The sequence below is a fragment of the Peribacillus loiseleuriae genome, assembly GCF_001183985.1.
Classification (GTDB): domain Bacteria; phylum Bacillota; class Bacilli; order Bacillales; family DSM-1321; genus Peribacillus; species Peribacillus loiseleuriae.
Window position 1 is genome coordinate 2402594 of record NZ_LFZW01000001.1, and the last position, 14967, is coordinate 2417560.

Annotated in this window: 16 protein-coding genes and 1 other annotated feature; of the genes, 13 read left to right on the forward strand and 3 right to left on the reverse strand. The window is 35.0% G+C overall.

The features are described from left to right. Positions 1-204 precede the first annotated feature (204 nt). Positions 205-972, reverse strand: a complete 768-nt coding sequence (locus tag AC625_RS11215; RefSeq protein WP_049681360.1) for an SDR family NAD(P)-dependent oxidoreductase — start codon at positions 970-972, stop codon at positions 205-207. A gap of 141 nt (positions 973-1113) precedes the next feature. Here AC625_RS11215 and AC625_RS11220 point away from each other — a divergent pair, with 141 nt between their 5' ends. Beyond that, positions 1114-1494 carry a MerR family transcriptional regulator gene (locus tag AC625_RS11220; protein WP_049681361.1) on the forward strand — a complete coding sequence of 127 codons (381 nt, stop codon included), beginning with the start codon at positions 1114-1116 and terminating at the stop codon, positions 1492-1494. Positions 1495-1750: 256 nt separating this feature from the next. After that, complete coding sequence (locus tag AC625_RS11225) at positions 1751-1981, forward strand: hypothetical protein (protein WP_049681362.1); 231 nt, start codon at positions 1751-1753, stop codon at positions 1979-1981. Positions 1982-2292: 311 nt separating this feature from the next. On the opposite strand, the gene AC625_RS11230 is transcribed toward AC625_RS11225, so the two are convergent. Both AC625_RS11230 and AC625_RS25795 read right to left on the reverse strand, forming a co-directional pair. Further along, entirely contained in the window at positions 2293-2535 is a 243-nt protein-coding gene (locus tag AC625_RS11230; protein WP_281177227.1) for a MepB family protein, read from the reverse strand. A gap of 88 nt (positions 2536-2623) precedes the next feature. Continuing rightward, complete coding sequence (locus tag AC625_RS25795) at positions 2624-2758, reverse strand: YjcZ family sporulation protein (RefSeq protein WP_082191051.1); 135 nt, start codon at positions 2756-2758, stop codon at positions 2624-2626. A 451-nt stretch (positions 2759-3209) separates the two neighbouring features. Here AC625_RS25795 and AC625_RS11235 point away from each other — a divergent pair, with 451 nt between their 5' ends. From AC625_RS11235 to AC625_RS11280, 11 genes are all read left to right on the forward strand, one after another. Then, positions 3210-3713, forward strand: coding sequence for a DinB family protein (locus AC625_RS11235; protein WP_049681363.1), 504 nt, complete (start codon positions 3210-3212; stop codon positions 3711-3713). A 351-nt stretch (positions 3714-4064) separates the two neighbouring features. Further along, positions 4065-4308: a binding site (T-box leader), on the forward strand. A gap of 70 nt (positions 4309-4378) precedes the next feature. Continuing rightward, complete coding sequence (locus AC625_RS11240) at positions 4379-6082, forward strand: 2-isopropylmalate synthase (protein WP_049681364.1); 1704 nt, start codon at positions 4379-4381, stop codon at positions 6080-6082. 1848 nt (positions 6083-7930) lie between these two features. After that, positions 7931-8557, forward strand: a complete 627-nt coding sequence (locus AC625_RS11245) for an ArsR/SmtB family transcription factor (protein ID WP_049681365.1) — start codon at positions 7931-7933, stop codon at positions 8555-8557. Between the two features lie 77 nt (positions 8558-8634). Beyond that, on the forward strand, positions 8635-9906 hold the full coding sequence (locus AC625_RS11250) for an MFS transporter (protein WP_049681366.1): 1272 nt from the start codon (positions 8635-8637) through the stop codon (positions 9904-9906). A gap of 330 nt (positions 9907-10236) precedes the next feature. Beyond that, positions 10237-10920 (forward strand): YobA family protein, encoded by a 684-nt coding sequence (locus tag AC625_RS11255; protein WP_049681367.1) that lies wholly within the window; start codon positions 10237-10239, stop codon positions 10918-10920. A 434-nt stretch (positions 10921-11354) separates the two neighbouring features. After that, positions 11355-11807, forward strand: coding sequence for a reverse transcriptase family protein (locus tag AC625_RS27750; RefSeq protein WP_053178078.1), 453 nt, complete (start codon positions 11355-11357; stop codon positions 11805-11807). Position 11808: 1 nt separating this feature from the next. Further along, the gene (locus AC625_RS27275) at positions 11809-12117 is read left to right on the forward strand and encodes a hypothetical protein (protein WP_049681368.1); all 309 of its coding nucleotides are present in this window, start codon (positions 11809-11811) and stop codon (positions 12115-12117) included. Between the two features lie 224 nt (positions 12118-12341). After that, positions 12342-12782: an SRPBCC family protein gene (locus AC625_RS11270; RefSeq protein ID WP_049681369.1), complete on the forward strand. Its 441-nt coding sequence runs from the start codon at positions 12342-12344 to the stop codon at positions 12780-12782. 807 nt (positions 12783-13589) lie between these two features. Continuing rightward, on the forward strand, positions 13590-13799 hold the full coding sequence (locus AC625_RS28360) for a pentapeptide repeat-containing protein (protein WP_342670990.1): 210 nt from the start codon (positions 13590-13592) through the stop codon (positions 13797-13799). Positions 13800-13884: 85 nt separating this feature from the next. Next, positions 13885-14040 carry a hypothetical protein gene (locus AC625_RS28365; protein ID WP_342670991.1) on the forward strand — a complete coding sequence of 52 codons (156 nt, stop codon included), beginning with the start codon at positions 13885-13887 and terminating at the stop codon, positions 14038-14040. A 160-nt stretch (positions 14041-14200) separates the two neighbouring features. Beyond that, the gene (locus AC625_RS11280) at positions 14201-14770 is read left to right on the forward strand and encodes an SF0329 family protein (protein WP_049681370.1); all 570 of its coding nucleotides are present in this window, start codon (positions 14201-14203) and stop codon (positions 14768-14770) included. Positions 14771-14967: the final 197 nt, after the last annotated feature.

Consider the following 14967-nt stretch of genomic DNA (forward strand, 5'->3'; position numbering starts at 1 on the left):
GTGATTAAAACCTTAATACACAATTCCATTTTAACATTTATATTTCATTTAATATTTTCCAATTTTATTGAATTAACTTGCCCCGTTAGTCGAAAAAGAAAAAAAGACCGCCGCAGCGATCCTAATCTTTCACTCTCACATCCGTCAGTTGAACAAGGAAATGAAAGGTTCTCCTAATAGAAAAACGATGATCAATCAACCTTTTTAGTTTCTCATTCTTACTGCATAAGGATAAATTGGATCCTTTAATTGAAATTCATACGTAAGACCATCGACAATTCCAACTACTTTTTCGCTATCGTAAAGATCAAGCATAAATCCAGCCATTTCTTTAGCTGTATGGTATTTCGGAAGAAGCCCTTCGAATTTCACATTTTCCTCCAAGTCATTCGATACTTTTGCAAATTCAGTTTCAGTTGCAGCAGGAGCTAATACTTTTGCTTGCATGCTTGCACCTTGTTCTTTTAATTCATGTGCAAGGCCTTCAGTAAAGGCACTTACATAGAATTTAGAAGCACAATATGTGATTGCATTTCCAATAATCGTGTAACCTCCACCTGATGAAACGTTAATTAATTGAGTTCCTTCAACAGTTGAATAATCACGCACATAAAGAGAAGTTAAAATAGTTAAAGCTTCAATATTTAAATTTAGCATAGTCTCAATTTTAGTTAAATTTTGTTCTCCAACTGATGCGAAATTACCAAACCCTGCATTATTAATCCAAGTTTCAATTTCGTATTCCTTTAAAACTTCAAATAATGTATACGCATTCTTCGTATTAGATAAATCAATTGTTTTTATAATGATATCTAATTCAGCATTTACTTTCGCAATTTCTGATTTTAGTTTTTCGAGCTCCTCAGTTCTACGTGCCACAATGACTAAATTTTTTCCACGAGCAGCAAAAGCAAGGGCTGTTTCATAACCAATCCCAGAACTTGCACCTGTAATAACTGTATATTTCTTCATTTCATTTCCTCCTACTATTATGTTTATACTAATAAAAATTGATTCTTTATGATGATACGAATTTATTATATGGGTTAGAGTAAACTCTAAGTCAAATCTATTTTTACACTTGATTAGCATTGGTTAAGTATGGAGGTTTTTATGTATACAATTGGCGAAGTGGCACAACTTCTAGGAGTCAGCACACATACATTACGTTACTATGAAAAAGAGAAAATCATTCTTCCGGATCGAAATGAGCATGGAGATAGAATATATTCTGAATCACATCTTCAATGGCTAAAATTTGATTTAAAGTTAAAAGAGACGCAAATGCCGATCACCAAAATAAAAGAATATGCCTACTTGTATACTGAAGGAGAACATACAGCAATAAATCGATTAAAACTGTTAGAAGATCATAAAAGTTCGATTGAAAACCAGTTAAAGACACTGGAAGAAACACATAAAATGTTAGAACATAAAATTACATCATATAAAGAAATGATTCTGAAAAGAGATGAAGGAGTTACAAAAGCATAATATTATCTGAAAATGAAAGTGTTAAATAACGTAAACTCATAAAATCAAAAGAACCGCCATATTAGATACGTCTAATATGTTTGGTCGTAGCAGCAGGATTATGCGGATATACAACGTTAAGGCCAAAAACCTTGTATCAATAGGGTTTACTCTATTGATACTGTGAAGTGATACACTTAAACTAAAGGGCAGAAGAGTTAAAGAAAGAATATTAGGAGGGATTTTTATTCAAACAATAATAACTAGAATATTACTTGTGGTGATTGTATTAGTTGTAGTTTTATTTATGGTAGATAAACCTTTTTTAGGAGGTATTCCTTTAATTAGTTTAGCGTTAGTGAATAACTACATTAGTAAATTAGAAAAGAAAGCAGAAGTTGATATTAAATTACAAAGAACAGGCATGATTTGTTTTTTTGCGACTGGAATTATAGGATTAGTGCTAATACTTTCGTTTCCAGATTTTTTTCAAACGGGTCGTTTCTAGATCAACAGGAATCGACTTTTTAATGTTGAAATTAGTTTAACGTTGTAAAGCTGCATTTTCCTGACTCTATCCCTTCTTGAAATAAAATAAGAGGTGTTGGTTTGAAATAAAGTTCGATTAAAATTTAGTTTAAAACATTGATTTCATCATAAAAGATTCTCCTATATTTTGAACAAAGATTGATCAGAATGTAGGGGATTATTTTTCTCTGCACGAACATTTTATAAAAAAGATTGATAATTTCGGTAGGCGAATCGTTAAAGAAAGCCCTCAATTGCGAATTTAAAAATAGTTCTTCTTAATATCGTTTATTATAAAAAATACAATTTCTTTAATTTTTCAACTTCAAAATCATCTGATAAATCAATAAAATAATCTGCTTGCCATGATTGAGTCCTAGTAGCATTTGTATTCAATTCAGTTACCCAACTCGGATAAACTCTAAGTGCCATATTCCCTTTTTGCTTGGGACTTTTCAAGATTCCATATTTAAGAAGCACTTTTTTAGGAAAAATAAATTGCCCCCGCCTTACCTGAAATATAGTAACAGCCAAGCATACATTTACAAATAGTCAAATATCTACCTCTTATTGAATTAAAGAAGGACGGCCTATGACGGCCGTCCTTTTTGTTACTTATTTATTAGCAGAAGCCCCCGTAACCATAGCCACCGCCACAACTACATCCAATAATGATTAAGAGGATAAACAATACAATTAACAAGGCAAAGCCGCCACCAAATCCACGACCGCCATCTACACAACCTGACCTATACAAACATCTCCTTTTGTATGAAAGGAGGCACTTACTACTTGCATGGGCTACTTAATAGTATGTTGAAAATAATGAAATGTCACAAATATACGCATGTCTATGTGATGCAGGACTTTTTATTTAATAGGTAATCACCTATTTTGAGTGAAAATAAGCTCATTCACTAAATTAGGGCGTAACATGGAAATGAGCATACGTTTTTCTCAATAGAATGAAACGCAAGAAATATTGCCTCTTCTAAAAGACAATCAAGATCTCCTATTTGGAGGCCTTGGTTGTCTTTTATAGTTATCATTGTGCATGATGCTATGGGTGCTTTAGGTTCGGATGCGCACAAAGCAGCCGTTGAAAGTACTGTGCAGTAAAGGTGGAAATTTGAGATATAAGAACAAATGTTTTATAATGTATCTCCAGCAATAAATAATCCATCGAATGGATTTTGGAGGAATTATATATGTATGTAACGATTTCAGACTTTATTAAAGAATGGAATAGGGAAGCTATGCTAACTCAAAACGTTTTGAATGGTTTGACAGATGAATCTTTAAAACAACAAGTTTATCCAGAAGGTCGGACTTTGGGAAGAATTGCGTGGCATTTAACAGCAAGTATTCCAGATTATTTAGCTCATTTCGAGCTGAATATTGATGGAGTAGAAAATACAGAAAGTGTCCCAAATTTAGCAAAGGAAATTACTGAAACCTTTAAAGAGGTAAGTTCTCACGCAGCCCAAATCATTGAACAACAATGGACGGACAAATCTTTAGAACAAACACAAGAAGCATTTGGAAGACAGGAATCAAATGCTCAAATATTAATGGGACTAATCAAGCATATTGTTCATCATCGTGGTCAAATTACCGTTCTGATGCGTCAAGCAGGATTGAAACCGTTTGGGGTTTATGGACCACCAAAAGAAGATTGGATTCATTTAGGTGTGGAAAATCCACCACTATAATAATATTGTGCTAACGTCGTGCGTTAATTGAAAAAGCAGCTAAAAGGATCTTTAAATTAAAGATCCTTTTTCAGTACCGATAACATATAATTTTGCTTCAATGTAAAATAACAGGAAAAATATATTCGAGGTGAAGAAAATGTCTTTTGGGATTACCCTCCAACTTTAGGGTATATAAGGAATGTGAAAAGACATTCTTAAACTATGGTGCAGAAAACTAAAAAAAGAGTTTTAAAATATAGGGGTTTATTCATTAAAGAAGTCAATTTAATTCATAGTAATCTTTATTTTCAGTAAATTAAGCGTTGACAACTTAAGTTTCTCGATATATCATCATATTTAATTAAATAATAACAAGCAAAGATTGGAACTAGTAAAAGGATTTATAAATTTGTCAGAGAGCCGATGGTTGGTGAGAATCGGTAATTATAGCCATTGAACTCATCCAAGAGCTACTCCCTGAACATAAACAGTAGGGGATGTCGGTTTTCTACCGTTATGAAGATAGGTGGTGATTGCCACCGAAAATGAGTGGGTTAATTTTATTACGATTAATCAATTAGAGTGGTACCGCGAGCAATGCCTCGTCTCTATAAAAATATAGAGACGGGGCTTTTTTATTTTAAAATAATCTAATAATTATAAATGAAAAGGTGGGAATCAGGATGAAAAATGTCGATAAATATGCTAGAGGTTACTTTATGCCCCCAGTGCAAAGCTTGAAATGGGCAGAGAAGGAGTATATTACAGAAGCTCCTAACTGGTGTAGTGTGGATCTTCGCGATGGAAATCAGGCGTTGGTCGTTCCGATGAGTCTAGAGGAAAAGCTAGAATACTTTCAGTTGCTTTTACAAGTAGGTTTCAAGGAAATCGAAGTAGGTTTTCCTGCGGCTTCGGAAACCGAATTTGCTTTTTTACGTACATTAATTGAGGGAAATCTAATTCCGGATGATGTAACCATTCAAGTTTTAACACAGTCAAGAGAACATATTATCCAAAAAACTTTTGAGGCGTTACGGGGTGCGAATAAAGCAGTGGTGCATTTGTACAATTCCACATCTTTGGCACAGCGTGAGCAAGTATTTAGAAAATCAAAGGAAGAAATTATTGATATTGCTGTAACTGGAGCAAAAATGCTTAAGAAATATGCTACTGAAACTGAAGGGAATTTCCAATTTCAATATTCTCCAGAAAGTTTCACGGGTACAGAAATGGAGTTTGCACTTGAAATTTGCAACAAGGTACTTGATATTTGGCAGCCGACAGCTGATAACAAGGTCATTATCAACCTGCCAGATACTGTACAAATGTCTATGCCTCACGTTTACGCAAGTCAAATTGAGTATATGAGTGATCATCTGAGCTACCGAGATCATGTCATCCTATCTCTTCATCCACACAATGACAGAGGAACTGGGGTTGCAGCTGCCGAGCTAGGAATACTTGCCGGGGCGCAAAGGGTCGAAGGAACATTGTTCGGAAATGGAGAAAGAACAGGGAATGTGGACATCGTCTCGCTTGCATTAAACATGTTTTCACATGGTGAGGATCCAAAGCTGAATTTTGAAAATATCCCTGCCATTATTTCCAAATATGAAAAATTAACAAGAATGAAGGTTCACGAAAGACACCCATACGGCGGTGAACTTGTCTTTACAGCATTTTCAGGTTCCCATCAAGATGCCATTGCCAAAGGGATGAAATGGCGCGATGAAGAAGAACGTCAGTATTGGACTGTACCTTATCTAACAATTGATCCGTTGGATATAGGCAGAGAATACGAGGGAGATATCATCCGAATTAACAGTCAATCTGGTAAGGGAGGGATCGGTTATATCCTTCAGCAAAGTTATGGAATCGATCTACCTGCCGAAATGCGTGAGAGCTTCGGATATAGTGTGAAAAATGTTTCAGATCGTAAACACAAGGAACTTATGCCGAATGAAATCTATGACATTTTCATCAATGAATATGTGAATGTTAACACTCCCACCGAATTTATCCGTTACAAATACACTCAAAATGGTCATTACGAAACGATTGTATCGGTCCGGATGAATAATGAAGAACGTGATTTTACCGGTGTGGGAAATGGTAGACTAGATGCGATTAGCAACGCTCTTCAAACACAACTGGGCCTCGACTATACAGATTTGGTCTATAAGCAGCATGCGCTAGAAATAGGCTCAGGATCAAATGCTGTATCTTATGTAGGAGTTACCGTGAAGAATGGTGCAGTATATTGGGGCTGCGGAATTGACACCGATATTATGACTTCCTCAGTAAAAGCTTTGTTTAGTGCCGTTAACAATATGGTATCCAGCTTACAACATCCTGTTGAAAGGGAGCTTATCCATTCAAAAAAATAAAATAACTAAGCCGATGAATAACTACATTCTAGGTAGTAGAATTGTCGGTTTAATTATTGAAAGGTTAGTTCTTGGTCAAGAAACCAAGAGGGGAATTTGCAGTTTTACAATTCCCTTATTAAGCAATACCAGCTAATAGAAGCTTTTTGTTTATTCCAGAAAAGGGCGCATTTAGTGTAACAAATAGTAAAGAACATTTTTATTATGAAAGGCGATCAGTTTTTTACAAATGTTACAACTAGGAAAGGACTTTCTTTTTATTTTTAGTTACAAGTTATTGATTTTATAGGATTTTTATATACCTTCATTAAAGAACTTATTTTTCATACAACAATTATTGTGTTCTATAAAAAATGTTCGTAACTTGAAAAGAAAGTCCTTTACAAGATAAAAAAGCTGTTTACTAATGAAGCAAATTTTACCTCTAATGCTCTTTGGGATTAGAGGTTTTTATCTTGTTCAAATAACTTCTCCATATTCAATTAAAGGGCCCTATTGTTGGTGCGAAATGTTCCTGGCTCAAATGAAATGTGGTTTACACAATTTTGGTAAAGGTCAGGCAGTTTTAGATATCTAAAACTGAAGGGGTATGTAGAGAAGTCGAATGAGGAGGTAACGTTCTGAAAGCTCCCCCTGTGTCGAATAGCACGCTGTTTAGTAAGAAAAAGCGTGTTATAAGCTCGGCTAATAGGCGCGAGAATTTATCGTAACAGTCCGGCTGACGAAACCCTACTCGATGGGGTGGTGTAAATCATGGTGCTTGGGTTGAACAGATATGGTGAGAATACAATGTAAATACAATAAGATATTGTATTGCTGACGAACTTCTGAATGTACGGGTCTAGACGCGTGTTATATAGAAATGTATTTACTACTACATGTAGGGTTAGCTGTGGATGAGTAAGAATGATGAATATAAAAATCCATCTTGTGTTACAGGCACATGCAAGGCTAACAGGCTCATAGGAAGCACCTAAGATTGTTCCATAATAGACATAATTCAACGTTGTAAGCTGATAACGTGGAGAGCTTACTCTCGGCGAAGCGTTGAAAAGGAAAATAGTCGTGAGAATAGCGACTGTATAACTTTTCTTCATATCAGTGAAAGTGGTGGCACAATACCGTTGAAGCGTGTAATGAACGTGGAGGGATAGCCACTAGACTAATGAAGGATCATTTAATCATGTAAGGCAAGTCTTTATCGGTTAATAAGGTTCTCGTAAGACTAAAAGAGGTTCACCTCCTACGGGAGGCACCGACTTATTGAAACGGAAGAATTGAGACACATAAAGTATTGATGATTAAATTGAATTGGATTAGTTGGAGCGCCGTATGAGGTGAAAGCCTCACGTACGGTGTGAACAGGGAGCGATAACTTCAAACCCTTACCCTATCTGTATAATAAGAAACTTATTTTTTAGTGTAGTGAAGAATCTTACATCAAAAGTGGGTGTCATAAGTGCCAGCTCATACCGATAAACTTCTACCCACTGCCAGCCCACGCATCGCCCATACCGCACCACTACTAGCATAAAGATAGTAAGCATAGCAAGATAGGTCGCACCGCACACTGCCACCAGTGACCGCATGACATGATGCAAGGTAATCAATGAACGAATGGAATTTTGTTTTTGGTAATAGGTTTTGAGACCCTCCTTTAACAAGTTTTTAGCGCTATTTTAAAAGTATTCAAACACAGTCCCTAAACGTGGACTGTTTAGAGAAAAAAACTCTAAAAAGCAATTATTATTCGGTATAGTACATTTCATCTTGTTTGGAGAATAAATAAATGATATTATTTAGTTAAATAAATTTTACCGTGTAAATTTATAATACGGAGTTGATTTTATGAAACCAATGTTAACCTTAACAGAGCACAGTCAATTAAAAGCACTTAGTGATCCGTTACGGGCAGAGATGATGATGCGTTTGTTAGAAAAACCATATACAGGTCAACAGTTATCTGAGTACTTTAATTTATCCCGGGCAAAAATTCACTATCATCTTAAAGAACTAGAAAAAAATCAGCTCATTTCAATTGTAAAGAAAGAAGAGAAGAATGGTATCATCCAGAAGTTTTATCAATCTGTTGCCAGAGGTTTTACTCCTTCTGCGGAATTACTTCCACACCTAGCAGATATTAGTGAAACTTCCAGGCAACTGCTTCTGCAAATGGCTGAAAGAACCAAAAGTGTTATTCTTTCAGCACCCGAGAACGCTTTTAAATTGAATAAAGCTAGCGAGAACCCTTCTGAATGGGGTTATGTAGGATCCATGTGGCAATTTTCCGCAAAAGAAGAACACTTCAAAGATTGGATAAAAAAGTACTTCGCCCTAATGAAAGAATTTAGCGAGATAACAAAGGAAGACCATCCAAGTCACCCTGATAGCAAAATCTATTATATTTCCACAATGGCTTTCCAAATTGACGAGCCTGTAATGGATGATATGAAAAGTAATAAAGAAGAGGAGTAACAGTACTCCTTTTTCTTTTTATACATATGTTAAAAAAAATTAACCGTTTCAACTAAATTTAACTATGGGGGTAAATAATGAAATTATTACTAAAAAACAAAAACTTTCTTCACTTATTTTTAGGTAGAATAGTCACTAATATGGGGGATAGTCTTTATTATGTTGCATCCATGTGGCTTGTGTATGAACTGGGTAAAAGCTCTTTTTACACGGGTCTGGCGGGTTTCTTAATATTACTGCCCAAAGCAATGCAGTTTCTTTCAGGACCGTTTGTGGATAGGTGGAGTATCAAAAAGACCTTAGTGATTACACAAATTCTACAATCTGTGCTCATTTTAATTATACCCATCTCCTATTTATTTGGATTTCTCTCCATTCAACTAATTTTAATCGTTATGCCTATTATTGCATTTATAGAGGAATTTGCTTATCCAACTCAGACAAAAGCACTTCCTTTAATCCTTAGTAAATCAGAATTAATTGAAGGTAACTCTCTTTTTTCCTTTGCTTATCAAGGGGTAGATCTAATATTTAATGCCCTAGCCGGAATATTAGTAGTAGCTGTAGGAGCAATAAGTTTGTACGTCGTTGATTCTATAACTTTTGCTATGGCAGCCATCTTTTTTAGTTTACTAAAAGTTACCCAGAATACAGATCAAAGTTCTAAAGAAGAGAAACATAGAAAGTTATCCATAAAGGCTTATTTAAAAAACTTAACGGAAGGGTTTTCAATCGTTTTTAATTCATTACTGTGGGTATTTTTAGTGGGGTCTTCAATTGCTAACTTTTGTATTGGCATGACCATGGCTATACTGCCTTCTTTTTCTGATACATTAGGCGGAGTGGAAATGTATGGCGTATTATTAACGACGTTATCCGCAGGTTCTTTAATTGGTGCGTTACTGGGGTCCTTACTTGGAAAATATCGTGTCGGTATCTTATCCATTGTTTGCTTCACACTTGGGGCGTGCTGCTGGACATCTGCAGCATTAGTTTCATCACCTATACTTTCAACCTTATTTTTTGGGTTAGCATGGATACCGATTGGTGCAGTAAATGTATTAATTGCAGGGGTTTCGCAATCAGTTATTCCTAATAGAGTTTTAGGCCGAGTTAACTCAGTCATGTATAGTTTGAGTGTTATCGTCATGCCTATAGGATCTTTATTAGGTGGTTACTTAGCCACTATAGTTAATAGTAAAATTATTTTTGCTTTTACAGGAGTTGGAGTGCTATGTATAGCTATTGTTTGGCTTGTTCACCCAGCATTAAGGGCATTACCTAAGGCGGAAGAAATGAGCGCAAAAACATTTAGGCTTAACTTTGAGGAGCAAAATATTTGTTCTTGAAAGAAGGGCACGTAACTTTTTGATCAAACTTTATTTTAAAGCAACAAAAAGTCGAGTCCTTAACGTAAGGGAGTTGACTTTTTTTAGTTGTAACTTGGTTCAGTATACGAATTTTGTTTCGTGATAATAAAGTCATTTAAAACTAAAACGTCAGTTATGCTCTTCCACAATCGGGCCAGAATGTGAAAGATCTAGTTAATAGATGATGAGGGTCTTATTGATAGTTTGTGAAGTATTTCACTTAAAGCAACGGGGCAGTTTAGTGCAATAAGGATAGAAGGGAAATAAGTACATTAAAACGAATTTTAACTATATAAGGGAGTGGTGATATTGAAAAAATTCAGTTTAACTTTGTTGTTAACACTTTTATCAATTGGGTTATTGGGCTGTCAACAAAGCAGTGGAGATACTATTACAAAACAAAATGAAGTAACTGAGAATAAGGTAACGAATGAAAATTATGATATTGCAGGGGTTATTACCGAAGTAAATAAAGAATATAACAGGGTATTATTAAACTTAACACAAAAGGCGCAAGAAAATGAAAATCAAATGTCGGTTGAAATTGGTGAAAATACTAAAATTTCTAATGAAAACGGAGAAACTATTAGCTTTGAAAATTTAAAGCCAGAAGTTGAATTAAAAGCTAATCTTACTGATAAGTGTTTAGATTCAGCACCACGAATATGTTTTGCAGAGGAAATTGTAATCAGTACAGAGAAGGTTAATAATACATCATCTAACATCGAAAGTAATTCTTTAACTGAAATCGGAACAATAGTTTCAAGGGAAGAAGATAGAATCTTAGTTGTTGATGGGGCTACAACGGAGGATATTACCAATCTAACTATACAAGAAATTATTAATAAATATGAAGATGGAGCTTGGTTTACAATTAACCAAGAAGAACTGGGGAAAGACCTTAAAGTAGGTATGAAAGTTAAGGTATGGTATGACGCAATGGATTCTTCTTTGCCTGGTTCTGGCAATGCAACCAAAATAGAGATATTCTAAATTTTAAATTTCGCCATCCAGTTTTTTTCTGATAGTGTGAAGAGTTGTATTTAAAGTAACAGGTGCTTGTGCGGTTGAGCTTAGGTCGTATCATATAGCGGGTGGGATTCCCGTCGGGTAAGAACTAGCCATTCGCTCGTAGCGAGTCTTGGAGGGCTAAAGGTAACTTTAGTCTTTAAGCGCTGCAGAAAGCTACATTTTATCTTTCGTTAAAGGCAAGAAGGGTAAAACCTCTCTGAAGTCAGAGACCTTGGCACGTTATACATTGATATGATACGGCAACTCGGGAGGCCCTACCGGTCTTTTCTTTTTAGAAGAGTATGGTCTACAAGCGATAAAAAGCAAGGAAACCAAATGCCGATGGAGGAAAGGCTGCTACCAGTTATCACCCTTGCTAGGAACACATTTACTACACACAGAGGTAGGTATACTAAATGGAAACAAAGCTACTAAGGATAGCAGAATTAGCAAAGTCTGATCCTAAAATGAAATTTACATCTCTTGCACATTTATTACATAAGCAAGCACTAATTCAATGCCATCATGAATTACCTAATAAGAAGGCAAACGGGATTAACGGTACAACTAAAGAGCAATATAGTGAAAAGTTAGAAGAAAATATAGAGGATTTAGTAAGTAGGCTTAAAAGCAAAAGCTATCGTCCTGTTCCAGTAAGGAGAATGTATATTCCAAAGCTCAATTCAAACAAGAAGAGACCACTAAGAATACCGGAACATGAAGACAAGGTTGTTCAAAAAGGCATTACGAAGATACTGAATACCATCTATGAAAATGATTTTTCAGACTGCTCCTTTGGATTTCGCCCAAAGCGTAGTTGCCATGATGCGTTGAAAATACTGAACTACTATATTGAAAAGAGGTTCTAATATGGGGTTTGTCATGGCTCTTGCGCCTGTTGTAATTGTGGGAGGGATTGTAGTATTTGTAATTGAAAGGCTTAAACATAAATATAACCAAGGTAACCTAGGTAAGAACAAATCAAAAGACGCTCAAGATTTATTAGATAGTTTAATACCAATGGGAATGCTTTTTGGTTGTGCAATCGATGTAGTTTTAGGCATGTTTTCCCCAATCTCTCTAATATCTACAGTTAGTTTAGGAACCGGAATAGGCTATTTATTTGGATATTTTGCTTATGAAATTTATAGTAAGAAGGAAACAGCCATTCATAAATAGCTATCTTCCTGAAACGAGCGCAATTCTAGAGTGAAGTTGCGCTCTTTCTTTATGTATAGAGCCAGATTTAGGAGGATTAGAAGATTTGGGTTCTTCAAACAATCAGGTTATTGGAAGAAGAAAAGTTATGTAAAATTAGTGATGTAAGTTTATGCTTTTTATGTAATAATTATTTTGTAGTAATGTAAATTTACAATACATACGTAGTGGAAGTGGGGATTATAATGGCAACGGGAACACATACAGTAGAAATTCCAATAGATGTACAAGCAGTTTGGGATTATGTCAGTGATCTTGAAAAATGGGCAACAACAGTACCGGCCTATAAAGAACATGAAATCATAAATGACAATCAATCTATTTGGACATTCGAAGGTAGTGTAAAAGGTATTAAAAAAACAATACAAGCGCAGGTAGATATTACTGAATGGAATGAACCTTCAAATATTAAGTTTGAACTAAAAGGTTTATCAGATAATTTTACAGGAAGCGGTCACTTTACTGCTGAAGATGTTAATGGTAAAACAACAATGACTTGTACCGTGGAAATCCATGCAGGCGGATTATCGGGTGCGGTGTTAACACCAATTATTAAATGGGCTGTTCCAAAAGTAGCATCTCGTTTAACAGAATCTATCGCACGTAAAATTGCAGTATTCTCATAGTTTTCAAAGATTGAAAGTCGCTTCATTTTGGAGATACCTCTTCTGAAGCAAAGATGGTAACCAATGTCATGATAAAGAGTTTTACTAGAAATTTTATAATTAATGGAAAGGGGGCTGTCCAAAAATGGACGGCTTCTTTTTTCGTTGTGTCAGCTATATACTAATGCTAATTCAAATAATGAATGATGGTGATTTTACAATTAGCAGAGTCTTTATTGGTTTTTACGAATGGTTTTACTTGCTCCCTTTAATCATGTTAAGTGACAATAAAGATGTTTAAAAACGAAAGTAATTTATAAAAATATGGAGGAATGGACAAAAGATGAGGAGGCAAAGGGACTTGGTAATATGGAAAAACAGTTGCTCTTTTTGAGGAAATTTCCGGCTTCGCGCCCCCCTCTTCAACTTTCAGTTGGTAGAGGGATATGATTTGGCTATGCTGAATTTGGAGAATCTGATTAAGCAATATCAAGATAATTTTGAACTTACCAAGCAGACCAACTAAGTGTGGTTGTTTAAGAAAAATATTTGAAATGAAGGTAACCGATTGATTAAAATCGGTTACCTCTAAATTCGCATAGAATTACAATGGCTTCAGAATCATAGAACAAAGGTGATAAAATGTCAAAAAAAATTGCACAGCCAAATATTCCAAAAAACTTAGAACCATCAAACTTTCAGGAAATATATTTTAAGGATTAGTGTTATCTCATTAAATATATAATAACTAATTGCTCTATTGATAGAGAAAAGATAGATAAAATCGAATTTTTCCAAGTTGTTTTCAAAAATGTAACTTTTAGCGAAGTGTCTTTTAGAAATATTGAGTTAACAGATGTTGTTTTTGAAGATTGCGATTTGTCAAATACCGATTTTATGGGAGAAGTTATTCACAGAGTTGAATTTAAAAAATCTAAAATATTAGGTGTAAATCTATCTGAAGCTAGTTTGGAAAATGTCCTTTTTGAGAATTGTAACTTAGATCTAAGTGCTTTTGGTTTTTCCAGTTTAAAATAAGTAAAGTTCGATAATTGTTCACTGCGAAATGCTGATTACTATGAGTGCAAATTAAGTAAAGTTCTATCAATGTGATCTAAATGAAGTGAATTTTGCTCGAACATCACTCAAAGGGATTGATATTAGTAGTTCTACATTTCAAAGACTTAATGTTTCATTGGAAGATTTAGATGGATGTGAAGTTCCTTCTGAACAAGCAATTGGATTTGCTGCAATTTTGGGATTGAAAATTAAAGAATAATACATTTGATACAGTAATGCGATCTGACAGCAGTAAACATCATTCATACAAAATTTTTTAGTTGCTTGTATTTAGTATGATTGATGTGTTGGTTATTGTATTATGGATAATAGAACGACTGCCTCAATAGGTATTTGTAATATACAACATAGGAGGATATATGACCTGGAGCAAATTGAAGCAACAGCTGGAGAGTTTTCTCTGTCCTGCGTTATATGGCAGGGTCGAATATCGTTCAACCAGCTACCGTTATTTACCTGATAAAGCAGGAATTTGTTATATTGCCGTAGATAAAAAGAACGTACTCAATATGAGAGATATAACGACCTTAATCAGATGGTATCAGACGGATCTAGAAATTAAGAATGATTCAGATATCCAAATTCCGATCAACAATGAAGAAATTGAAGCGGTCAGACAAGATACTAAGGGGATCGTTCCAGAGGATCGTCTAATAGTAATTGCTAGAAGTAGAAAAATATCAGAATATGCAAAAGAGCTTTTGTCAGCACAGTCATCATTAAGTAAATCAAACTTTAACGTTGTGGCTACTAAGTATTTATCCACTTCTATAGAGGAAAGCTTAGAGAGCAATGATATCTTATTGAATATACTAGCTTTGGTTGACCGACGAGTTGGAAAAAAGCGGATTTTAAACTTGACCGAGAAGATGAAGTTAAAGCATCCAATTGTGCAGTATTTTTATGAACTACGGGTTAGTACGTTATGAAAATAAATGACTCTTTCACCTCCCATCGGAAGGTTTTTTCTTGAGACCTTACGCTTACTAATAGCTTTGTGTAGGTTGTGAGAGTCATAACAATTCTGCTGAAAAACAATAATAGGATTGAGGAGCAGCTTATTATGATTTACACAAAAACACGCCATTCATTGGCGTGTTTTTGTGTGTTTCGTGGCTGGACATTA

Coding starts and splice junctions, on each gene's coding strand:
- AC625_RS11215 (WP_049681360.1), bottom strand. CDS start 972: ATGAAGAAATATACAGTTATTACAGGTGCAAGTTCTGGGATTGGTTAT.
- AC625_RS11220 (WP_049681361.1), top strand. CDS start 1,114: ATGTATACAATTGGCGAAGTGGCACAACTTCTAGGAGTCAGCACACAT.
- AC625_RS11235 (WP_049681363.1), top strand. CDS start 3,210: ATGTATGTAACGATTTCAGACTTTATTAAAGAATGGAATAGGGAAGCT.
- AC625_RS11240 (WP_049681364.1), top strand. CDS start 4,379: ATGAAAAATGTCGATAAATATGCTAGAGGTTACTTTATGCCCCCAGTG.
- AC625_RS11245 (WP_049681365.1), top strand. CDS start 7,931: ATGAAACCAATGTTAACCTTAACAGAGCACAGTCAATTAAAAGCACTT.
- AC625_RS11250 (WP_049681366.1), top strand. CDS start 8,635: ATGAAATTATTACTAAAAAACAAAAACTTTCTTCACTTATTTTTAGGT.
- AC625_RS27750 (WP_053178078.1), top strand. CDS start 11,355: ATGGAAACAAAGCTACTAAGGATAGCAGAATTAGCAAAGTCTGATCCT.
- AC625_RS27275 (WP_049681368.1), top strand. CDS start 11,809: ATGGGGTTTGTCATGGCTCTTGCGCCTGTTGTAATTGTGGGAGGGATT.
- AC625_RS11270 (WP_049681369.1), top strand. CDS start 12,342: ATGGCAACGGGAACACATACAGTAGAAATTCCAATAGATGTACAAGCA.
- AC625_RS11280 (WP_049681370.1), top strand. CDS start 14,201: ATGACCTGGAGCAAATTGAAGCAACAGCTGGAGAGTTTTCTCTGTCCT.